Genomic DNA, 23,502 nt, shown 5'->3' on the forward strand with positions numbered 1-23,502 from the left:
TCTCCACGTACGATTGATGCCATCCGGTCCCCGGCGGTAGCGTTCGCTCATGTTTGTAATTGCGACTGCACAGACCGCAGCACGCGGTGCACAGGTTAGGCGGCCAATGTTGGCTGGAGGTATGGTCTTGAAGCTTTATGTCGTCTCGCTCGGAGCAGGTGTTCTCATCGGCGTTGTCTATAGCCTTCTCGACGTGCGCTCGCCCGCGCCGCCCGTGGTGGCGTTGCTCGGCCTGCTCGGGATCCTGATCGGTGAACAGCTTCTTCCGGTCGCCAAACACATTATCAGCGGTCATGGCGTCGTGACCGCGATCGATCGCGCCAATTGCCGTCGCCACGTTATGGGTGCGCTTCCGTCCAACGCGGATGAGCGTACTTGCGACAACAAAAGCGGCGACCGCAGATGACGTCTACCGCAATCCATTCGGAATTACGTGGCTAACGAGGCGAGCGAGAAACCAGGAGCTAAAGATGTCGCATTTTACTGAAGTCCTCACACCGAAAAACAGCCAGATCATCTTCATCGACCAGCAGCCGCAGATGGCATTCGGCGTTCAATCGATCGATCGCCAGACCCTGAAGAACAACGTCGTGGGTCTCGCAAAGGCCGCCAAGGCGTTCGACATCCCGGCAGCGATTACCACCGTCGAAACCGAGTCCTTTTCGGGGCACACGTATCCGGAGCTCCTCGCGGTATTTCCCGATGTGCCGCTGCTCGAGCGGACGTCGATGAACTCGTGGGATGACCAGAAGGTCCGCGATGCACTTGCGAAGGCGGGGCGCAAAAAGGTTGTCGTCTCGGGACTTTGGACGGAAGTCTGCAACGTTACCTTCGCGCTCTCGGCCATGCACGATGCAGACTACGAGATCTACATGGTCGCCGATGCTTCGGGCGGAACTTCCAAGGACGCGCACGATTACGCCATGCAGCGTATGATCCAGGCCGGGGTGGTGCCGATGACGTGGGTGCAGGTGATGCTTGAGTGGCAACGCGATTGGGCCCGCCGCGATACGTACGACGCTGTCACTGGCATCGTGAAGGAGCACGGTGGCGCCTACGGAATGGGCCTCGATTACGCTTACACCATGGTTCACAAGGCACCCGAGCGCGCTAAGCATGGGCCTGTGCTCGCTCCCGTGGGCGCCGCGTAGTCACATCCGTGACATTTGTCTTCAACCGGCCTCTTCGCGCAGCGGGGCCGGCAGACCATGGAGGCTTGCATGCCGATACGCCGCCGAAGCTTCGTCAAGGGATTGGCGTCCGCCGGAGTGCTGACCACGGTGAAATCGCCACTAGCCTGGGGACAAGAGATGACCAATGCACCCGACCTCGTTCTGCGCAATGGACGCATTACCACGCTCGACGCGGCGGCGCCGGATGTCCAGGCGCTTGCCATCAAGGATGGGCTCGTCCAGGCGGTTGGGACGACAGACGACATCATGCGCATGGCCGGGTCCAGCACCAAGATCATCGATCTCGCTGGGCATCGCGTTATTCCCGGTTTGAACGACAGCCATACGCATCTGATCCGTGGCGGGCTCAATTACAACATGGAGCTTCGATGGGAAGGGGTACCATCCGTTGCCGATGCGTTGCGCCTTCTCAGAGATCAGGCGGCCCGTACGCCCGCGCCGCAGTGGGTGCGTGTCGTCGGCGGCTGGTCGGAGTTTCAGTTCGCAGAGCGGCGCATGCCGACGCTCGACGAAATCAATGAGGCGGCGCCGGACACGCCGGTCTTTATTCTGCATCTTTATGGGCGCGCGCTTCTGAACAAGGCCGCGCTCAACGTTTTGGGCTTCGACAAATCGACGCCGAACCCGCCCGGTGGCATCATCGAGAAAGACGCAAGCGGGACCCCTAGTGGATTGCTTCTCGCCAAGCCATCAGCGCTCATCCTCTATTCAACGCTGGCGCGCGGGCCGAGGCTTCCGATCGAGGATCAGATCAACTCGACGCGTCACTACATGCGGGAGATGAACCGGCTCGGCATCACATCCGTGATCGACGCCGGCGGCGGCGGGCAGAACTATCCCGATGATTACGACGTCATTCGGCGTTTACACGATGCCGGCGAGCTGACGGTGCGGATCGCCTATAACCTGTTCGCGCAGAAGGCAGGCGGCGAGCTTAGCGATTACGAGCGCTGGATTTCCATGGTGAAGCCCGGAGCCGGCAGCAGTTTGCTGCGCATGAATGGGGCGGGCGAGAACCTCACGTGGTCAGCCGCTGACTTCGAGAATTTCCTCGAGCCGCGCCCAGACCTCGCGCCGACGATGGAAAGCGAACTCGAGCCGATTGTCGAACTTCTTGCGGCGAACAAGTGGCCGTTTCGGATTCACGCGACCTACGATGACTCTATCGACCGCTTCCTCACCGTGTTCGAGCGTGTGAACGGGAAGACGCCTTTTGAAGCGCGCCTCATCATCGACCACGCAGAGACCGTCAGCGATCGCAACATCGATCGCATCAAGGCACTCGGCGGTGGGATCGCCATTCAGCACCGCATGGCATTCCAGGGTGAGTATTTCGTCGCCCGCTACGGCGCGGAAGCCGCACGTGCGACACCGCCGATCAGCAAAATGCTTGCTGCCGGCCTGCCCGTCGGAGCGGGCACCGATGCGACACGCGTCTCGTCATACGACCCTTGGGTCGCGCTGTTCTGGCTGACGACCGGACAGACCCTCGGGGGCCTTCCTCTCTACGAGGAGGGCAACATCCTCGACCGTAAAGCTGCGCTCCGTCTCTGGACCGAGGGATCGGCGTGGTTCTCGGGCGAGGCGGATGTTAAAGGGACGCTCTCGCCTGGAAAGTATGCTGACCTTGCGGCGCTGTCGGCGGATTACATGACCGTACCCCCGCAGGAGATCCGCCGGATCAATGCCGTCCTGACGATCGTCGGAGGGAATGTCGTCTATGGCGAAGGGAGCTTCGCAAATCTTTCGCCGCCCATACCGCCGGCGTCGCCAGCCTGGAGCCCGGTGAATGCTGGTCCGAGCCCTGCGCAGCGGGCCGACGTCGGCGGCGAGACACAGCACGCGCGCGCATGCGCCGACGGCTGCGCCTCCCATTGCGGAATTCACGGCCACGATCACATGATCGCTTGGAACAATCCGCTCCCCGTTTCCGACAAAACCTCCTTCTGGGGAGCGCTCGGCTGCTCATGCTTCGCGGTATGATCCTGCAGAAAAGAACGACGTCCCCTCGTTCGAACGGCTTTGTCGGCTTTCTCTCAATGCGCCTGCTTGCTTGCGTGATTGCGGCGGGAGGATTTTGGGGAAGTACGGCGATGACCGCCGAGCCTCTGAACCTCACGTTGGAGGGAGTTGTCGAACCGCGGGCGAGGGTCGCCGTCGCCAATCAAGTCACGGGCATCGTCAGTCGGGTCTTGGTCGTCGCAGGCCAGAAGGTCGAAATCGGGGAGTCACTATTCGAGATTAATGCGGCGGAGTTTGAGATCGAAGTCTCGGCGGCTCAAGCGGCGCTCGAAGAAGCGGTCGCGCGACTGCGGCTGGCCGAGGATGTGGCTAACCGGCAAATTCGTCTATCGGAGCGAGGAAGTGGCGCGCAGGCGCGCGCCACGCAGGCAACGATCGAAGTCAACATCGCGAAGGCAGTGGTCTGGCGTCTGGAGAGCGAATTGCGCCGGGCGGAACTCGCGCTTGAGCGCACCCGGGTCGCCGCGGCTATTGCCGGTATCGTGCGCCCTCGCGTAGCGCCGGGCACCTTCGTCGAAGCAGAGGCTGGAACAATCCTCGGAGAGATCGTCCAGACCGATCCGATCCTGGTCGGCTACAGCGTCTCCTACGACGATCGACAGCGATCCCTCAGAAAGGTGGGCACAACATCGGCACGCGATATGTTCGAGGGCATCACACTCTCTCTCGTCCTGCCGTCTGGCGAAACGTACGCGCATCGCGGACGGCCGATGTTCGAAAGTGCAGAAGTGGACAGGAAAGCCGGCGTTCTGACGACCTGGGCAGAGTTTCCGAACCCGGACGGGATCCTCGTGCCGGGCCTCAGTGTGCAGGTGCTCTCAGAAATTCATAGCTCCCCACTCTCAACGGGAGCACGCCAATGACGAACACCACGAACACTCCGGCATCGATCGATCCCGGCGCATGGTCGCCGTTTCGTCATTCGGCGTTCACGCTGTTGTGGCTTGCGACCCTCGTCTCGAATATCGGCACCTGGATGCACGATGTCGGAGCCGGATGGCTCATGACGGAATTATCACCCTCGCCATTCGTGGTTGCGGCGGTTCAAGCCGCAACCACGTTGCCAATTTTCTTGTTCGCTCTCCCTGCTGGCGCCTTAGCAGATATCGTCGATCGGCGACGGCTTCTCATCGCAGTCAATCTTTTCTTAGGGGCTGTCGCTGCGTTGCTTGCGTTTCTCGTGAGCCGAGATGCGGTCACGCCTGCATTGCTCCTTACGGTCACCTTCGCGATGGGAACCGGCGTTGCGATCATGGCCCCGGCCTGGCAAGCCGTGGTTCCGCAACTGGTCCCCCGGGAAGAGCTGACATCTGCGGTGGCGCTCAACTCGATGGGAATAAATATCAGCCGTACGATCGGCCCTGCGCTCGCCGGCTTTCTTATCGTCGCCTACGGCATGGCCGTGCCGTTCGTGCTCAATGCGTTGAGCATTATAGGGATCGTGGCAGCACTTCTTTGGTGGCGGGCGCCTACGGTCAAGCAAAGCAAATTGCCGCCGGAAACAATTGTTCCCGCGATGATCTCGGGCGTTCGATACACGCTCCACAGCGGCCCCGTGAAATCGACCCTCCTGAGAGCTTTCGCATTCTTCGTGTTCGGAAGCGCCTTCTGGGCTCTGCTTCCACTGGTCGCTCGCAATGTCTTGGCGGGGGGCGCCTCTCTCTACGGCATCCTGCTCGGCTGTCTCGGCACCGGTGCCGTCGCGGGCGCAATATTTCTCCCACTAATCAAATCGCGGATCGGAGCCGATGGCGCTGTAATCCTCGGGACGGTGGGACTTTCCTTTGTCATGACACTCATTGCGTTGGCTCCAAATTCTTACGTTGCCGCGGGGGCCGCAATCGTCGCGGGCGTTTCGTGGATCGCTGTTATGTCAACGCTCAACGTGTCGGCCCAGACGGCGCTGCCAAACTGGGCGCGCGCGCGCGGGCTTTCGATTTTTCTCATGGTCTTCTACGGATCGATGACCGTTGGAAGCCTGCTGTGGGGACATCTTGCGTCGCAGGTCGGGATTCCCGCTGCGCTCGCCACGGCGTCCGCGGGTGCGATCATCGCGATGATGCTCACACGCGGAGCCAAGCTCAACCAAGGCGAGAGCATGGATCTCACCCCGTCGATGCATTGGCCCGAACCGGTGATCGATCCCGCCCATGAGACGGATCGCGGTCCCGTCATGATCCAGATCGTCTACGACATCGACACCAACGACCGCGCCAAATTCATCGAACTCATGGGGCAGCTTGCGCAAGCGCGGCACCGCAACGGAGGCTACGGCTGGTCGCTGATGGAGGACTTGAGCGTCCCCAATCGCTTCGTGGAAACATGGCAGGAGGCTTCGTGGCTGCAGCACTTGCGCCACCATGAGCATGTGAGCGCCGATGATCGCGCCGTGCAGCAGAAAATATGGAAGCTCAACCGCTCGGGCGAGACATCGGCGGCCCACCTCATGTCCGTGACCTGAGCCACCGAGGGGCAACACGTGTCGAGCGACGTCGCATTGGGGTGAACGGTGGGACATCGCCCCATCACCTTCTCAAAGGTGTTTATGGTTCCAACTCTAGGAAGGAGCAAGCTATGAAACTGACATCGACAGAAACCTCGAAGAGTGCAGCCTATTTCGGAGTGCCGTGGGAAGAGGCTTATGGCTTTCCTCAAGCGATCAAAGTAGGTAATTCGATCTATGTGTCAGGGCAGTTGAGTCACGATTCAGACGGGAAGATCGTCGGTCCAGCTAAGCTGGGTTCCGACGGGAAGCCACAGGACTTCGCCGAGATGGAGTTACAGATGCAAACCACCTACGCCAATGCGGCGAAGGTCTTGGCGCAGTTCGGAGCCACGCTGGACGACGTCGTCGAAGAGACGCTTTTCGTGCTTGACGTAGATGCCGCGTTCGCTGTCGCCGGGAAGGTCCGAAAGGAAGCATACAGTACCGCGAAGCCGCTATGCGCGAGCAATCTCATAGGCGTCTCGCGCCTCGCTTTTCCCACACTCCTTGTCGAGATTGCCTTTAGAGCAGAAATGATACCGGCCTAACCTTACTGAGGCGCTCACTCGATCACGTCCGCTCAAACGTTCGCTGAGCACAAGGTGACGACGACCGTGAGGACACCACTCGAACAGGGCGGCGGCACGGAACTTGCCGCACTTCAGAAACGGAGCGCTGAGGCTGAGTTGATCGCCTCTGCCCGGAAATCGAGTGTCTTGCGCACCTCATGAAGGTCGTTAACACCTTGACCCGTGCCGGCTACCTGGAAGCCGCGCGTGGCCGTTCCGGAGGATTGAGGTGGGCAATTGCGAACATGACTCACGTGTTGAAGGCGCGCAATAGCTTCGAGAAAAGGCTGGGGCGCTTCTGCAGATCGGCATCTCTGCTCATGGTCAAATTCGTCCGCTGGTAACCACTTGAAGGAAGAAACGGCCCGAGAGCGGTCGTGGAAGCTCCCCATTGGGTAGCTTCGGGCGCATGCTGGTCTGTCTCTTGAACAAGGAGACAGAGCAATGGACAACAATCACGAAGTTGAAGACTTGACGCCGGCCCGCCGAGCCCCCTGGAACAAAGGCAAGCTGATCGGTGCGAAGCCTCCGTTGCGACCAAGTCATGTCTGGTCGATAAGAACCAAGCTCCAGATGGCGGATCGAAAGCGCGACTTGGCGCTATTCAACCTCGCCATCGACAGTAAGCTTCGCGGCTGCGATGTCGTCGCCCTGCGCGTGGATGATGTTGCACCGAGTGGCTATGCGATGGACCGAGCAACCATCCGTCAAAAGAAGACGGGTAGGCCGGTGCGTTTCGAGATGACGGATCAAACTCGCTTGGCCATTGACGACTATCTCAGGCTCACAGGACGAAAGGCGGGCCAGTTCCTTTTCGCGGGCCGAGGCGATAGCTCCCACGGGCTGACGACGAGGCAGTACGCTCGGCTTGTTCACGAGTGGGTCGCCAGTATCGGGCTTGATCCGGCGAAGTTCGGAACCCACTCATTGCGACGTACGAAGGCTGTGCTGATCTACCGCCGCACCGGCAATCTCCGCGCTGTCCAGCTCCTGCTTGGGCATTCAAAGATCGAGAGTACTGTTCGCTATCTCGGTATCGAGGTCGATGACGCGATCGAGATCGCAGAAAAGATCGATATCTAATAGCAGAACTTCCCATAAGAGCAGACTTGGTCGGCGACGACACGGGGGCGCCGACTAAGGACGCCCTAATGACCGCTAATGGGACGAAGCACTCGTGCTTACTTGGCCTGCTGTCCTGAATCGGCGCCAAGGTGACTGAGCGAATCTGGATTTTCCGACGACCCGGCCACGACGACCATAACCGCAAGATCAGCCCACCACGAGCATTGTCGGGGGGCTGCGTCGGTGGGGCTGGCCCTGCTGATTGATGGGCAGCTGGCGCTGCACAGCACCTCTTGATCCGTTCTCTGAAGGCTTGTAACCATGCGACATTAGTCGCCGCAAGGACTCGCCGCCCATGCCCGCACCTCTCTTTATACTTCTGCTCATTGCCGCGGGTATCATCGTCCCGGCAACTACCGGCAGCTTCGGGTTGACGGTATTCGCGCTTGCCGTAATCCTCATTAGCAATCCTATCATCCGGATCATCCGCAAGAACCGTTACTTCGGCTCCGAGCAATTCCAGACGCTCAAGGCGGAGCTTGCGTCTGTGGTTGCCGAGCACAACGAAGTGGTCGAATACGTCGAGGAGATCCGAACCAATGGTTCATTTGAAATCGGATCATCGTCTACTGGACAGCACGCGCATCTTGCGTCGTTCGAGAACACCTCGTCCTGGAACTACAGGCGCGACCGCAATGTCGCCGACTATGCCCCGCACGTGCATAATGCCTCGTTGCAGGTCGTGCGTAACGCCAGCGCTGACCCGATCAAGTACCTGATGAAGTACTTCTCTATCAGGGCGGATCAGGACACTCTTGCTGATGTCCAGCGTGTCGCCGACGACATCTGCCGCCTCGAAGAGGCGGTCGCCAACGTCAAAGTGCGCGAGGAGGACATCACCGCTAAGATCAATCCGCCGGCGTTTATCCTCAAGCACTACCGTCAGGAGTTCTGGGATCAGGTCGGCGCTCATTTGTCGCCAATAAAGGTACCGTATCCGCAGTACATATTCCAATACACCTCTGCCGGGGGCAACAGCGGCCAGACGACCGCCGTTGAACTTACCGCTCCCACGCTTGAAGCGTTATCCGCGACCCTGGTCGACAAGATCCGCTGGGCGAAGTCTGCTGCTGGCCAACGTGCGTTGATGACCAACAAACTGCGTGGTCAAATCAAGGAGCGCGACAACTACTTGTGCCTGAACTGTGGGGTCTCGCAGGCCGTTGAACCACACCTGCTGCTTGAGGTCGACCACATCATGCCCGTGGCCAAGGGCGGACTCAGCGTACCCGAGAACCTACAAACGCTGTGCTGGAAGTGCAATCGCTCCAAGGGCGTGAAGGTTGTCGCTTAGGGCCTGTCGGCCGTAGCCTTCTGGGAAGACCCTTGGCTTTAGGTACGATCATGTTCTCGAGACTCTAACCGCCCTGATCCCCATCAGCGTCAGCCACACTCTGTACCCCACGGCAGATATTTCGCCGTCGCGATGAATGAGGACTTGTTCTGGGCCGGAAAGCGAAGCGTTGCATTCAGCCTGCGATGGCCTGCGCAGCAACGTAGGAAAGAGCGACTGCGACCTCACGTCAGTAACCGTCCTTTCTTGCAGCTTTGATCCCAGACATTATTGAGGACGACAAGGCGCCGTTGCCCCCTGTCATGGACATCAACTCCTCAATGTCCGGCGCTCCCACTGGGCTTTTACCCGCACCCAGTTCAGACTTAGTTGCGTTCATGGAAACGGTGGACTTCGACAGGTCAAGGAGCTGGTTGCGCTGAGTGGGTTGCCCCTGTTGGTGCAGAGTGCGGCGCCTTCGGGTCAGCGGCACGCATCCAGCCAGCCCAGACTTCGACCGGTCCCGCACCACTAGCGGACATGGTGGCTGGGAATTGCGCTGATGAATGGTACTCGGGCCGACTTCCGTTATTGGGACGACACTGACGTCGCAAGGCCGAGAAAGCCGACCCGACTGAGATAGTGCTTACCGCTGCAAATTGATGCCGACGGACGTCCGCTAGACAGCGCTTTGCGGACGCCGCGGTTCCACGAACCATAGCTGCTCCCAGTTGCTTCTCTCAGCTGGAGGGTAGTCCAGACGACTCGAATTTCCACGTGCTGCAACTATCACCTCAAGGTAGTGCGTCTATCCCTGGTCGCTCAGACTGCGCGCGCGTACCGTTCGACCGGCGCCCGATTCGTTCTCACAGGTTGAGTAAGAGCAAGCAGTGAGAGCAAGCGCTTCAAGAACAAGGTCTGCGGCTATTGCGGCGGGCCCTCATCTATTGGTGACCATGTGCTCTGACGCGGTTTCGTGCTGATAGCAGACCGGCACGGCCTGCCCGAGATCCCAGCCTCTCAGAAGTGCAACGGTGACAAGTCACGCTTCGAAGGCCACCCTAAGCCGAATTCCTTCGGAAGATCAGTGGCCTTGTGCGCCGCTAACCTCTGAAATGTAGCAGAGGACTGTAGCGAGACGTCAATGCCTCTAGCCGGAAATTATTCGTACCAAGGGCAAGAGCAGCGAATATTGCCCAACTGCCTCTAGAACCGCGTGCTGAAGTTCACCCGACCGATGTGGGTTTCCAGCGTGTCGCCGAACCGGCCGTCGTAGCCGAGCTTCAGATCGAACGTGTCGTCCTTGCTCAGAATGTCGATGCCGGCGCTGAACTCGCCGACGATCTGATCGGTCCCGCTCTCGGCCGAGAACTGGCCAGCAGAAGCGGGCGCGCCCTCGAGCGAAGCGTTGGATGCGAAGAGGTCGTCGCCGAACAGCGTGACGCCGGCGCGGAGGAACGGGCGGATCTGATAGCCGTCGTAGCCGTCGAGCTGCGCGCCGAGCTCGATGGCGGGCGTCGCCGAGAACAGCCAGCGCCCGTCGCCTTCGACGGAGAGATTGAGGGCACCGGCGCCGGTCTCCCTGAAGCCGTGTTGGTAGAGATAGGTGGCATTGAGGTCGACCATGGGCTTGAGGTACAGCCGGGCGCCGAGATCGACGACGTTGGCGGCTCTGAGCCGGAGGTTGGCGTGGCTCAGTTCGTGGTTGGCGTTGGCCTGATCGGCGCCGGGCAGGATGGCGCCGAGGTTGAGGTAACGGTCTGTGTCGTACCAGCCGTGGCCGGCCGTGATGCCGCCCGCGAGGATCCACGAGCCCGTCTGGAACTTGAGCACGCCGCCGATGCTGCCGCTGTCGCCTTCGCTGCGTGACAGATTGCCGACATTGATCTGCGACTTCTCGTAGTCGATGGCGAGGCCCGCGCGCCAGTTGGCGTCGAGGGCGACCTGCATGCCCGACGTGAAGGTGTAGGTCGTCTCGTTGACGCCCGAGCTGCCGTTGGAACCGTCGATACTGGTGTAGCCGGCGGACGCCTTGGCCCAGTAGCACTGCCCCTCCTTGATCGTTCCCTGGGCCCCGGGGGCATTCACCGGGCAGCTCATCAGCTGGTTGGTGAAGTTGAGCGCGGCGTTGACAGTCGACGTCTCCTTCGCCGTATAGGGCTCGTGGCTCATGCGCTCCATGACCGAGGCGATGACCGCCGGGTCCTGCTGGTTGGCGAGGAACGCGAACAGGCTGGCGAGCGCCGGCGAGCCGTCGCCGTTGAGGATGCGCTCGATGTAGGCGCCGGCGGAGGCCTGGCTCGCCGTCAGCCCGTCGAACGATGTGAAGTCGACATTGCGGATGCCGACCTTGAGGTCGTTGCCGTCGGCGAACACCTCGTAGTCGACCGCAGCGCTGTCGACCACGGTGACGCCGTTGGCGGTGAGGCCGTTGGCGGCGCTGATGACCGTCTCGGCCGGGCGGACGGCTGCGAACGACTTGAGCGTCGGCACGATGACGCCGGAGACGTCGGCGGCGCCTGCTGCCAAGAGGATGTCGGAGGCCCCGGGACCAACGCCGAAGCCGAGATCGACGTGGAAGCTCGCGCCCGCCGACTGCACGAAATCGCCGGTGAACTCAGTTGAGCCGACGTTGTCCGAGCCGGCAATCACGAGATCGCCGTCGTTGGTCAGAGTGCCGCCGTTGAGATTGACGGTGTCGCGGGTTTCGAGGACGCCGCCCGTCTTGTTCCAGTAGCGGTTGGCCCCAAGTCCCAGATCGATGTTGCCGATGACGTAGCCCGCGCTTTCCACCGCGTCGTTACCGTCGGTCGCCATGATGGCGCGGTCGCTGACCGCATGGATGGTGCTGTCGGCGCCGATGGTGATGATGTTGTCGGCGCCGCCGTCGAGCCTAATGGCCGCGCCCATGTTCTCGCCGCCCTGGATGGTACCTTCGTCGACATTGACGATGATATTGCTGCCGCCGTCGCCGCCGACCGACTGCGCGAAGATGCCGTAGCCGTTCCACGACGGGGCATAAATGCTGCCCATGTGGCTGACCGAGACCTCGCCGCCCTTGCCTTCGCCGCCGGTCGAGCCTGCGAACGCCGTGCCGTCTGCCACTTCGACGATATCGGTCTTGTCGCCGTCGCCGTTGAGATCGAGGCCGTCCTCAACATCATCGAAATCGCCGTCGCCGTTGTTGTCGAACTCGGCTTCGTTGATCGCTTGCGTGTTGCTTACGATGCCGCCGCCGCCGCCGACTGACTGCGCGAAGATGCCGATCGATCCGGCGCGCTGCTCGGGATCATCGCTCATGCCACCCATCGCGATGATGGTGCCCTCGCTTGAGACGGTCACGTTGCCGCCGTCGCCGGAGATGCCGTCGCGGAACCCATACTCGCCCCCCTTGAAGACGACGGAATCCGTCGAGGATGCCTGGAGGTAAGCCTTAACGTACTCGAGGTAATCGTCGCCGTTGGTGATGAGCGGGCGGATCTCGGCGGGCAGGCCGCTCAGGATCTCATTCTTGATCGCTTCCGGGAGATTTTCGAAGGCGCTGGTGAAGTTCGCCACCGCCTCTTCCGAGATCGGCAGACCGTTGTCGTCGAGCACGTCGGCGAAGAGGCTCTCGGTCTCGGCCTTTTCCTCGTCCGTCAGGGTGCCGTCGCCGTCAAGGTCGATGCCTTCGCCGTCGAACTTGTTGGCCGAGGTGTCGCGCACGGCGCGCGTTTCGTCGACGCCGGTCTTCTCGACGCCATAGGTGATGTCGCCAGCAACGCCGCCGCCACCGCCGACCGACTGCGCGAAGATGCCGTAGGAGCCCTGACCCAAGGTGACGATGTCACCGCGTTGGACCACAGTCACGTCGCCGCCGTCGCCGGCCGCGCCGCCGAGACCGCCGATGGCGGTCTTGCCACCATTGGCGAGATGGGCGTTGCCGCCAACGCCGCCGCCGCCGCCAACGCTCTGAGCAAAGATGCCGTGTGAGGCGGTACCCGAGGTGACGATGGCCACCTCCGTGACGGCGCCCGAGCAAGTGCCGGCCGTCGCGTCGTAGGCGGCGCCGTTGCAGACGGTCACGGTGTCGCCGTCACCGGCAGCGCCGCCGACGCCGCCGACGGAGATGCCATAATGCGGCTTGATGCTGCTTTCCTGCGTCTCCTGGACGGCAGCGTTGAAGCCCACTTTACGTATGACCTTAATGAACTCGTTGCGAAATTCTGAGCTGGCGCTGCCGAGGTCGGCCGAGCCGCCGGCGCCGCCCCCACCGCCGACCGACTGTGCGAAAATGCCGTTGGCGAGATGGCCCTCGGTGACGATCTGCCCGGTGTTCGACACGACGACCTTGCCGCCGTCGCTCGCGGCACCGCCGTAGCCGCCGATCGAGATATCGCCGGACAGGGCCGAACCGGACAGGCCGCCAGCGCCGCCACCGCCACCGACGCTCTGGGCGTAGATTCCGGTCGCGCCGTCACCCATCGTTCCGATGTTGCCAGAGTTGGAGATGTCGACGGTGCCCGCGGCGCCGCCTCGTGCACCGAAGCCGCCCACCGAAAGCTTGTACTTCTGGCTGCGGAAGTTCTTCTTGACCGTGCCTTGAGCTTCGAACTTCGTCTTGAGTTCCTTGGCGCCGACGGAGGAACTGCCCCCTGCGCCACCGCCGCCGCCGATCGACTGGCCGAAGATGCCGACAGACCCGTTGCCCTGCGTCAGGATCAAGGCGGAGTTTTCCACGTCGACATCGCCGCCGTCACCGCCGGCGCCGGCGAAGCCGCCGACCGCAATGGCGAGCTGCTTGCCTGGCTTCACCTGGCTGCTCAAATCGTGATGCAGGACCGAGAAGCCGCGGCTGCCGCCGCCGTCGCCACCGCCGCCGCCAACGCTCTGGGCATAGACGCCATAGGCTCCATGATAGGCGGTGATGATCTCGCCGGAGTTGGTGACGGTAACCGTGTCGGCATCGCCGCCCGCGCCTCCGAAACCGCCGAGTGTCAGCGAGTAGGTGCCCGAAATCGCGGCGTTGAGGGCCGCGGTGGCAGCGGTCGAGATGCCGCCCTTGCCGCCGCCGCCGCCGATGGATTGCGCCAGGATGGCGTGGCCGTGGGTGCCGAGGGTGGTGATCGAGCCGACGTTGGTGACGTCAACCTTGTCGCCGTCGCCGCCGGCGCCGCCGAAGCCGCCGACGCTCAGCGCCAGGCTCTGGGTCTTGGGACCGACCCCGCCAGAGAAGCTGCCACTGTCGCCACCGGCGCCGCCGCCGCCGCCGATCGATTGCGCCAGGATGCCGACGGCGTGTTCACCGGACACAATGATGTCGCCGTTATTGGTGACGTCAACAAGGCCGGCGTCATTGCCGGTGCCGCCGAAGCCTCCGACCGATACCGACAGCATGTTGGAATTGGTCACGCCGAAGGTGAAGGAGCCCGAAAAGCCGCCGGCGCCGCCGCTGCCGCCGATCGATTGGGCCAGGATGCCATGGGCGTTCTGACCGGCATCCGCGTGCTCGGGGTCGCCGGTGATGATGAGGCCGTCGTTGCCGACGGAGACGGCGTTGCCGATGGCGCCGCTGCCGCCGGCGCCGCCGAGCGCCAGCGAGACGTTAGCCGAGTCCCCGCCGCCGAGGGCGAGCCCGAGGGCTCCGCCGCCGTTGCCGCCATTGCCGCCGACCGATTGGGCCAGGATGCCATATGCGAAATCGCCGGTGGTGCTGATGATTGCGGTGCTTGCCGTCGTGACGTTGACGGTGCCGGCGCGGCCGCCGTCGCCGCCGAACCCACCAATGGTGACGCTGGGCGCTAGGCTGCGGCTGCCGGTGGAGGTGTTGACCGAGCCGTTTAGGTTGCCGCTAAAGCCTCCCGCGCCGCCGCTGCCGCCGATCGACTGGGCGACGATCGCCGCCGAGTGCCCGCCCGTCGTGGCGATGATGCCGTCGATGCCCTGGGCCGACCCCACGATGACGTCGCCAGCCGTGCCGCCGTTGCCGCCCTCGCCGCCCAAGGAGATGCCGATGGAGCCGCTGGTCGCGCGCGTGACGCTCCCAGACGCGTTGATCGAGATGCCGCCCGCGCCGCCATTGCCGCCGACCGATTGCGCGAGAATGCCATAGGCCATGTCGCCGGTCGTCAGAACGTTGCCGGTGCTGTCGACAGCGACGCGGTCCGAGACGCCGCCGTTGCCGCCGCTGCCGCCGACCGAGGCGCCGGCTGCGCCGCCGGTACCGGAGGTGGTGAAGGCGAAGGACAGGTTGACCGAAGCACCCCCTGCGCCACCGTTACCGCCGATCGACTGGGCAACGATGCCGTGCGAGCGGTCGGAAATGGTGAAGATATTGCCGAGGTTGGCTAGGTCGACCGTGCCGCCGCGTCCTCCATCACCGCCGGCGCCGCCGATGGCGACGCTGGCCGCCGCCGCGCCGGAGCTACCGAGGGCGATTGCCGCCGAGCCACCGAGGCCGCCAATGCCACCCGAACCGCCAATGGACTGGGCAAGCAGGCCGTAGGCGTCAGTGTTGATGCGCTCGCCGGACTCCGGATCTTCTGCGAGTCCAACGGAGAAGATGTCGGCGTTGTTGGTCAGGTTGACTGCGCCGCCCCTGCCGCCGTCACCGCCCGAGCCACCGAGGGAGACGGAGGCCGAGCCCGTGCGCGCCGACGCCGATCCGCTCGAGGCCAGACCGACAGAGAGGCCGCCGGCGCCGCCGTCGCCACCGATCGATTGGGCTGCAACGCCGATGGCGCGAGCGCCGTTCGTTACGATTATGGCATTGTTGGTGATGTTGACGCTGCCGCCTCTGCCGCCCTCGCCGCCGGGGCCGCCGAGGCTGACCGCGGCTGAGCCGCCGCTGCCCGACGTGCCGTTGAGGGCACCGGCGACGGAAAGGCCACCGACGCCGCCCGAGCCGCCAATCGATTGGGCGAGAACGCCGTAGGCGTCGGCACCTGAAGTGTAGATGGCGCCATCGTTGCTGACGCTGACCGTGCCGGCCGTGCCGCCAGTACCGCCCGAGCCGCCCAGCGACACGCCGGCGGAAGCACCGCTGCCGCCGCTGATGTTGAGCGCACCGGCGACGGATATGCCGGCGATACCACCGGCGCCGCCGAGCGATTGAGCGACAATGCCGGAGGCACCATCGCCGCTGGCCGAAAGCGCGCCACTGTTGATCAGAGTAACGGTGCCCGCCGTGCCGCCGTCGCCACCATTGCCGCCGAGCCCGACACTGACAGCGCCGCCCGCGCTTGTGGAGGCGGTGAGCGCGCCAGCGACAGCAAGGCCGCCAGTTCCACCCGAACCGCCGACCGATTGGGCGACAAGGGCGCTGGAGCCCGCCCCCCCCGTCGTGACATCGCCGGTGTTGCCGAGGGTGACGGTGCCGCCCGCGCCGCCACCGCCGCCGGAGCCGCCGAACCCGAGCGCCACGCTTCCCGCTGCCACGCCACCCGCGCCGCTGGCCGCGATGGAGCTGCCGCCAGCACCACCGCCGCCGCCGACCGACTGGGCCAGGATGCCGTAGGCCTGGGCGCCGCGGGTTATGATGCGGCCGGTGTTGTCGACGTTGACGGTGCCGCCGTTATTGCCACTACCCCCGCTGCCGCCGACGGAAATTCCGACAGCCGCGGTGTTGCTGAGGCCTGCTGCCACCGACATGCCGCCTTCGCCGCCACCCCCGCCGATGCTCTGGGCAAGGATGCCGTAGGCGCCGTCGCCCAGCGTCTCGATCAATGCGGCGTTCGACACGTCAACGGCTGCGCCGGTACCGCCATCTCCGCCCGCGCCGCCAAGGGCGACGTTGAGATTGCCTCCAATGCTGGCGCCTGCCGCAACGGAAAGGCCCCCTGAGCCGCCGCCGCCGCCGACACTCTGGGCAAATATGCCGTAGGAGCCGACGCCTTCGGTCAGAATGACGCCGCTCTCAACGTCGACGGTGACGTTAGAGGCCGAGCCACCTTTGCCGCCAGCACCGCCGACACCAACGCTGGCACTGGCGCCGGCGCTGATTGAGCCTGCGATCCCCATGCCGCCATTGCCACCGCCGCCGCCGATCGATTGCGCGACGATGCCGCTGGAGCGGTCGCCTGCAGTGGCGATAAGGGCGTTGGCCGTGAGATCGACGACACCGCCGTCGCCGCCGTCACCGCCCGAGCCGCCAACGGCCACCGAGGTATTGACGCCGGTGCCAACACTGAAGCCGGCCGAGATGGAACGACCACCGTTGCCGCCGCCGCCGCCGATCGACTGGGCGAGGATGGCGTTGGCTTCATTGCCGGCCGTAATCAGAACTCCACCGGCGGTGACGGTGACAGTGCCGCCATCGCCACCCGGCCCGCCGGAGCCGCCAACCGAGACTGCCGAGGAGGGCGAGACCGACGTCGCATTGCCGCCGTTGCCGCCGCCGCCACCGATGGACTGCGCAACGAGCGCCGCAGCGCGGTCCCCAGTCGTGGCGATGACGCCGTTGTTGCCTTGCGTGACCGTGACGGCGGCGCCTTGGCCGCCAGAACCGGCACGTCCGCCTGTGGCGAAGACGCCGCCCGAGCTACCGCCGTCTCCGCCGCCGCCGCCCACCGATTGGGCGATAACGCCGAATGATCCGGCACCACTTGTGGTGATGGTTCCAGTATTTGTGACGGTGACCGCGCTGCCATCGGCGTAGCTGCCGCCGTTGCCGCCGATGGCGTAAATGCCGCCAGAATCCGAGCCCGAGCCAGCGCCGGCACCGTAGCTGCGCGCGAAGATGCCGTATGCGGCGTCGCCACTCGTGGTGATGTCTCCGGCGTTGTTGACGGTGACTTTACCGCCCTTGCCGCCGTTGCCGCCCTTACTGCCGAGCGCGACGGCGCCGTCGGAGTCGCCGCCCTCACCGCCGTCACCGCCGCGGCTTTGCGCCAGCACGCCGTGGCTATCGTTGCCAGTGGTTGTGATGCTCGAGGAGGCCTTGAGATCGACGAAGACCTCGCCGCCATCGCCACCCCGGCCGCCTGCGCCCGGTTCGGCGACGAGGCCGCCGGCCCCGCCGCCATTCCCGCCCTTGCCGCCCTCACTGGTTGCGAAGACGCCATAGCGGCTGGCACCGACAATTACGATCTCACCTGAATTGGTGACGACGACCGATCCGCCGTCGTTACCGTTGCCGCCTTTTTTGCCCTTCGTGTAGAGTCCTAGAACTGTTTTGGTGCCGCCTTTGCCGCCCTTGCCGCCTTCGGCTTCTGCATGCAGGCCATGACCGTTGGCCGTGAAGCTAGCATTGTTGATTAGGTTGACGGCGCCGGCCGCGCTGGCGTTGCTGCCGTCAGTCGCATCCTCATCGGGAATGCCGTCACCGTCGAGGTCGACATCCGGAAGCCCGTCACCGTCGAGGTCGACGTCTACGATGCCGTCGCCGTTGATGTCGACGTCGGGAAGGCCATCATTGTTGGCATCGTCCGGGATGCCGTCGGGGCCTTCGCTGCCGTCCTCGTTATTGACGTTGTCGATGTATTCGACGGTAAATTCGATATCGGTGCCGTCGCCACCGAAATTGCCGCGCTCCCGGACCAGGACGCCCGTCGTCGAGACGTTGACCGGTGGACCGGCGGGAGCGTTCACCGTGACGTAGCTGAAACCAGCGTCATTGTAACTGATGCCACCGGTCGGCACGCCGGAGCAGGTCGCCGCTGAGCCGCTGGTGCTGCAGGTCGAGTTGGCGCCCTGCGCGAGTGCCTGAGATGTGGGCGCTGCGAAGGCGAGAAGCGCTATGACGGCGCTCGCCGCAATAGCCTTGACGCGTTCCAGACGCCGAGTGGAGACAAAACTCAAGAGCTTCGGGGCAATTCCGAGAACGCGACGCGACATAATGTAAGCTACCGTACGCTGACACCGACTGTGTTGCTCCGGTAGCATCGCGCTGTCCGAAGCGAGGCAACACGACACCTCTCAGCGCTGAAAACAGCACTATCCCGCCTACCCCTGCACAGTTTGTAATTGCTTGATCCGCGTAAGTGAATGGTATGCACGGAATATGAGTACGAAAATCACTTTTGCGTGCATCGGTTGACTCCCTGGAGTGGTATTTCGGAAACACTGCATACGGACCAAGACGTTGACATGATGGTTCAATATAGCGACACGGACGGTCTGATTCGTGTCGTAGGGGTAGAGATGTCGAGAGTGGTTTCAGTTGCGGCGTTCATCGCGGGTATCATCATGCTTACCGGCGTGGCCGGCGCTCAAGAGAAGGGGAAGGGAAAGACACCGCCGGCAGCGTCTGCTGACAAAGCGGGCGCCGCACAAGCTTCGCCCCAGGCGCTGTCCGTTCCATGGCTCGTCAACTGCGCCTCCACTGGCGGGGAGGTCCCGTGCGAAGCGAGCCAGCGCCTCGTGGTCCAGAAGACCGGACAGCTTCTAATTGCCGTGACCGTGCGCATTCCGCCGGAGTCCAAGACGGGAGCGATGATGCTGCATCTACCGCACGGGCTGTTCCTGCCCGACGGCGTGACGCTCGACATAGACGGCAAGGTGAGCAAAAAGTATGACGTTCAGACGTGCGATCAGAAGGGCTGCTATGCCGGGCTGCCGATCGACGACGCGAACCTGAAGATGCTGCAGTCCGGGAAGACGATGACGGTCGCCTTCCGCAATCTGCAGAAGGAGGAGGTGCGTGTGCCGATTACGCTGAGCGGTTTCAAGGAAGCGTACGCAAAGCTGCGGCAATAGCGTGCTAACCACCCTCATGAGTGCGGCGCGGTCAGGCCGCGCACAGGAGACCTTTTCTTTGAAGATTTGCGCCGCTCGATAGCCAGTGCAGTGGGTCAGCGGAGCTCTCGCCTATCATCTGGACAAGCTACAAATTTTCAGTGTCAACGGGGCAGAGCAAACTCTTTCATCCAAAATGGTTGCCGACCCTCTCGATCGTCGCGTTTGGGAGAAATCTAGGCACTCTTCTACTCCGGATTCGGCAGCGGCGTCACATCCTGCTGGGCATGGATTTCGTCGGCGTAGAGTTTGACCTTGTCGACAAGCTGATGCCAGTCTCCGTAGCGGCTGTAGAGCGCGTCGAAGTGGTCCGGCGGTTCAGCGAAGGCGATGGCTTCGAACAGGCGCTCCATTGTTATGGCGCGAAGGAAACCCGGCTGGCTCCGGGGCCGCTGAGGTGATTCCTGAAAGTCTCTGCGGCCTTCTGGGGCGACGTGTTTAAGGGTGGGGACTACCTCGTCGGCATGCACGGCGTCGAGCATGGACTGCGTCAGACACGTCAGGCGATAGAGTTGCTGGATCGGGTTGTCCCGGAGTGTGCGCTGATACGCACACTGCAGAATATAAGGATACAACGCACGTTTATTGCCCTGGGGCCGGTCGCAATGTCCTTTGCGACGTTGAGCACTGCGCCTCAGGATCGGACACGGTAAGGAGACATCTTACAAGGACCTCGCGCAGTGCGTCACTAGTCGATTTTAAGCGTGGCTTGCCATTGCGCGGGATAAAGCCTAGCCGGCTCACAGGGTTGAGCCCCCTGCATCATATTTAGCATATACATCATAAAACAAAGGCCCCTGATGGAGCCCCTGCTGTGCCACGTACCCTGACTTAGAAGGTGCGTTCCTCGGTCGGTGCGTCGTGCCCGAAGACGGGTTCCTCGGCGTGCGCGGCGGCTTCCTGCATCTTCTTGAGCTTCTTGGCCGATACCTTGGCGTTTTCCGGGGCGGCGTCGGGAGAATCCTGCTCCCTTTCCCAATGCTTCTGGACGCTGCCGACCACGGAGAGGCGGCCGCCTTCATGCTGGTTGGTCCAGCCGCTGATGTCGCGGATGACGCCCTTGTCGTTCCACCAGCCGTAAATGTCGGCGCGGCGGAAGCCTTCCTCGGTCAACTCGCCGTTGGGCAATTCGGATTCGAACAGCACGAAGCGGCCGGACTCGAGCTTCATGCCGTTCACCTCGACGGCGGGGCCGATGTTGTCTTCGGCACCGGCCCGCATCTTGTCGCGGGCGCTGTCGCTGCGGGCGAAGGGTTCGACCTGGCCGTTGTAGGCGGTGAGGATAACGCCTTTGGCATTGGTGAAGGATGTGCTCCAGCCGGCGACGTTGAACTGGCGGTCGGGATTGTCATGGGCGGCGACGTAACCTTTGAGGTTGGGCAGTGCCTTGCCGTTACGGTTGGTGCGCTTCTTAGGATAGAGGTTTGCGGAAAAGGTCGGGATGGTTTGGTCCATGGATATACGCTTCCTTGTTGATCAACATCCACCGAACTCTTCTTGTTGTTGTTGCGTGGGGTGCGGGAAGGCTGACGGCATGGCCAAGGCTGGTCAACGCATGTGCGCACGGAATGGTCACTTGCGTACACGGAGCGCACATTGCTACGGCGAGAGCAGACGGTGTGGGAAAAGCGGTGAGTGCATATCGAAATGGCTTGTGCGGGTGCGGTGGATTGCGAAAAATGGAATGCTGTCCCGGGATGCGGGGTTGGGCGAAAGCGATATACGGTGAACCTCTGTTGCGGCATTGAAGGGCTTGGCGATGTGGGACAGGCAAAAGCTTGGGAAGCTGGCGCGTGAGCGCAAGGCGGCGCTGGGCGGTTTGAACAAGGCGCTGCTGGCTTTTGCCCGGACACAGGAGATGACGGAGGAGACCGGCATCGACCGCCGGAAAGCGGAACAGGACCTGGCGGCCGCCCTCGACAGGTTGGAACCGGATGCCGTGCTGCAGATGAAGGCGCTGGGAAGCGTCGAGCGTGATGAAGTCCTGCGGGATTTCCTGACGGCTCTGACGGATCACAACCAGGAGAATATCGTGCGGGAACTGAAAGAGGTGCAGGAGCTTTCAGAGCCTGTGCTGGAAGCGCCGGTGCTCGAAAAGCCAGAAAACCAAAAGGCCGCATCGAAAAAGAAGCGCGGCCTTCGGATGTTCAGAGGGTAGGGCTACTGTCGACATTGACACGCGCGTGCACTTTTGGCTTGCTGCGGGGAAATAGCTGTCTTCCCGCAAAGGGGCATGTGTCTCCTGCTTTTTGCATGTCACCTGGATGTGTGTTCCCTGGTTGTCGGATACAGGACAGATCCTACACTTGAGGGCGCGCCTCTTCTTTGGCCGTGCGGGGATGCCTGTTCGGCCGTGATTTCGTTCTTTCGTTTGGCCTTGTGGGGGGTGACGTTGACTGAGGGCATGGGCTTGCCGAAAAAATGCGAACGCGAACCGGCACAGCCGCAATCTATCTCTTCTGATGATTATCGCTTCTGATGAACGGCGATCTTCATGGATTGCTCGTTGGCGACGACGAGCTGGCGCAAGTTTGTCGCGATCTTCCGGAATCCGCCTGTCGGGAGCAACCGCGCAATTACCGCTTGCATGTCGTGTCTCTGAGCCTCACGAGGATCGGCGAGGGACTTGCTGATACCAAACTGGTGCTTGCCTGGTTACTCGACGCGATTGGTGCGCCAACCTGGGCGATTGGACTATTGGTGCCCGTGCGTGAATCGCTTGCCATGCTACCGCAACTCCTGATTTCGGCGCGTGTTCGACGCATGAACATTCGCAAGACCGCCTATGTTGTGGGCTGTGTTGTGCAAGGTCTCGCGATTCTTGGATTCGGATTGGTCGTTCTGATGCTTACGGGCAGCATAGCCGGCATCCTGGCGATCGGCCTTATCGCGGCGTTTGCCCTCGGGCGCAGCCTATGCTCGATCGCGCACAAGGACGTGCTGGCAAAGACCGTGGACAGGGGGCGCCGTGGCTCTGTCAGTGGTATCGCAGGAAGCATCGCGGCGGCTGCAACGCTGCTGTTGGCTGCTGGTTATGCGACCGGCTGGATACCGCTCAGTATTCCGGTCGTCGCTGGTGCCGTAATTCTCGGCGGTATGGCGTGGCTGCTTGCTGCATTTTTATTTGGATCGATCCGTGAAGATCGCGGCGCGACTGAAGGCGGAATCGACGGCTTTGCCGCTGTCGTTGCACAATTGGCGCTCTTGCGTCGTGACGCGCGTTTGCAGCACTTCATTGCGACACGCGCCTTGCTATTGTCGACGGCGCTCGCACCACCCTTTTACATCGCGCTTAGCGGTGACCGCGAACCAAGCGGGCTGGGCACGCTAGGTCTGTTTATGATAGCGGCTGCTGCTGCAAGTCTGTCGAGTTCCTATATCTGGGGGCGACTCGCAGACCGATCGAGCCGGCAGGTGTTGATGTATTCGGCTGCGTTGGCGTCACTGGCTAATGCCGTGTGCGCGCTCACGGCGCTAGCGATGCCGGACCAATTGGAGACCGCACTGCTGCTGCCCGCAATGTTGTTTGTGCTCATGATCGCGCATCAAGGGGTTCGGCTTGGGCGCTCGGTGCACATCGTCGATATGGCTGATCTCGACAGCCGTGCCACCTATACTGCACTTAGTAATTCGGTGGTGGGCCTTATTCTTCTTGCCGGCGGTGTATTTGGCATCATTGCTCAGTGGTTCGGCGTTGGCACGGTGCTGGCGCTGTTTGCATTAATGGCGGCGATGGCCGTATTGGCTGCTTCGGGCTTGGACGAAGTCCAGACAACGTAAGAGTGACGCTGAACTCCCTGACATAGTTGACCCGCCAGCAGTGCGTCTTTTCCTAGAGCATAGCGGCGTAGCGCGCGTGCTCCCTAAGCCTGTCGCCGACAAGCCGCTTGAGTTCAGCCGGCGACTTGTCAGCCGTGAAACTGAGCACCGATCCAGCGAGTGTCGTACCTTGATATTCTAAGCTGACAGTTGCTCCAGACGCCTCGGCGATGGCATGACCTTTGAGGTCGAGGCTGCCGGTTGTATAAGAGGATGGCGAGCCCCTCACCATCCTCCCAGCCAATGTTGCGCCTAAGGACTCGATTCTGTTGTTTGAACGGCTGTCGGGATCATTTCTATCCG

General features: G+C 62.5%; 15 protein-coding genes. 11 read left to right on the plus strand and 4 right to left on the minus strand.

Features of this window, described 5'->3' with window-relative positions; translation table 11 throughout:
- The first annotated feature begins 49 nt into the window (after positions 1-49).
- From BLS30_RS17780 to BLS30_RS17820, 8 genes are all read left to right on the plus strand, one after another.
- On the plus strand, positions 50-406 hold the full coding sequence (locus BLS30_RS17780; RefSeq protein WP_425284181.1) for a DUF1427 family protein: 357 nt from the start codon (positions 50-52) through the stop codon (positions 404-406).
- Positions 407-470: 64 nt separating this feature from the next.
- Positions 471-1,151, plus strand: a complete 681-nt coding sequence (locus BLS30_RS17785; RefSeq protein WP_090230809.1) for a hydrolase — start codon at positions 471-473, stop codon at positions 1,149-1,151.
- A gap of 69 nt (positions 1,152-1,220) precedes the next feature.
- Positions 1,221-3,176: an amidohydrolase gene (locus BLS30_RS17790; RefSeq protein WP_090230813.1), complete on the plus strand. Its 1,956-nt coding sequence runs from the start codon at positions 1,221-1,223 to the stop codon at positions 3,174-3,176.
- Between the two features lie 110 nt (positions 3,177-3,286).
- A complete protein-coding gene (locus tag BLS30_RS17795) occupies positions 3,287-4,078 on the plus strand; it encodes an efflux RND transporter periplasmic adaptor subunit (RefSeq protein WP_170832509.1) in 792 nt (263 codons plus the stop codon).
- The gene (locus BLS30_RS17800; RefSeq protein WP_090230818.1) at positions 4,075-5,676 is read left to right on the plus strand and encodes an MFS transporter; all 1,602 of its coding nucleotides are present in this window, start codon (positions 4,075-4,077) and stop codon (positions 5,674-5,676) included. The genes BLS30_RS17795 and BLS30_RS17800 overlap by 4 nt, the downstream gene beginning before the upstream one ends.
- A gap of 119 nt (positions 5,677-5,795) precedes the next feature.
- Entirely contained in the window at positions 5,796-6,248 is a 453-nt protein-coding gene (locus BLS30_RS17805; RefSeq protein WP_425284182.1) for a Rid family hydrolase, read from the plus strand.
- A gap of 465 nt (positions 6,249-6,713) precedes the next feature.
- On the plus strand, positions 6,714-7,352 hold the full coding sequence (locus tag BLS30_RS17815) for a tyrosine-type recombinase/integrase (RefSeq protein ID WP_090230827.1): 639 nt from the start codon (positions 6,714-6,716) through the stop codon (positions 7,350-7,352).
- Positions 7,353-7,689: 337 nt separating this feature from the next.
- Positions 7,690-8,688 (plus strand): HNH endonuclease, encoded by a 999-nt coding sequence (locus BLS30_RS17820; protein WP_090230829.1) that lies wholly within the window; start codon positions 7,690-7,692, stop codon positions 8,686-8,688.
- Between the two features lie 1,185 nt (positions 8,689-9,873).
- On the opposite strand, the gene BLS30_RS17830 is transcribed toward BLS30_RS17820, so the two are convergent.
- Positions 9,874-18,480: an autotransporter outer membrane beta-barrel domain-containing protein gene (locus tag BLS30_RS17830; protein WP_090230835.1), complete on the minus strand. Its 8,607-nt coding sequence runs from the start codon at positions 18,478-18,480 to the stop codon at positions 9,874-9,876.
- Between the two features lie 306 nt (positions 18,481-18,786).
- Here BLS30_RS17830 and BLS30_RS17835 point away from each other — a divergent pair, with 306 nt between their 5' ends.
- Positions 18,787-19,341 carry an invasion associated locus B family protein gene (locus tag BLS30_RS17835; protein ID WP_210184064.1) on the plus strand — a complete coding sequence of 185 codons (555 nt, stop codon included), beginning with the start codon at positions 18,787-18,789 and terminating at the stop codon, positions 19,339-19,341.
- A 227-nt stretch (positions 19,342-19,568) separates the two neighbouring features.
- On the opposite strand, the gene BLS30_RS18065 is transcribed toward BLS30_RS17835, so the two are convergent.
- The gene (locus tag BLS30_RS18065) at positions 19,569-19,955 is read right to left on the minus strand and encodes a hypothetical protein (protein ID WP_139165397.1); all 387 of its coding nucleotides are present in this window, start codon (positions 19,953-19,955) and stop codon (positions 19,569-19,571) included.
- Positions 19,956-20,211: 256 nt separating this feature from the next.
- Positions 20,212-20,835, minus strand: coding sequence for a hypothetical protein (locus tag BLS30_RS17845; protein ID WP_046476640.1), 624 nt, complete (start codon positions 20,833-20,835; stop codon positions 20,212-20,214).
- Between the two features lie 304 nt (positions 20,836-21,139).
- Between BLS30_RS17845 and BLS30_RS17850 the strand changes: the two genes are divergently transcribed.
- Both BLS30_RS17850 and BLS30_RS17855 read left to right on the plus strand, forming a co-directional pair.
- On the plus strand, positions 21,140-21,538 hold the full coding sequence (locus BLS30_RS17850) for a hypothetical protein (RefSeq protein WP_046476642.1): 399 nt from the start codon (positions 21,140-21,142) through the stop codon (positions 21,536-21,538).
- 320 nt (positions 21,539-21,858) lie between these two features.
- Positions 21,859-23,160, plus strand: coding sequence for a hypothetical protein (locus BLS30_RS17855; RefSeq protein WP_046476644.1), 1,302 nt, complete (start codon positions 21,859-21,861; stop codon positions 23,158-23,160).
- 52 nt (positions 23,161-23,212) lie between these two features.
- Here BLS30_RS17855 and BLS30_RS17860 read toward each other — a convergent pair.
- Positions 23,213-23,502: hypothetical protein (locus BLS30_RS17860; RefSeq protein ID WP_210184006.1), on the minus strand; the 290-nt coding region annotated here is incomplete at its 5' end.

It is taken from the genome of Filomicrobium insigne, from assembly GCF_900104305.1.
GTDB classification, from domain to species: domain Bacteria; phylum Pseudomonadota; class Alphaproteobacteria; order Rhizobiales; family Hyphomicrobiaceae; genus Filomicrobium; species Filomicrobium insigne.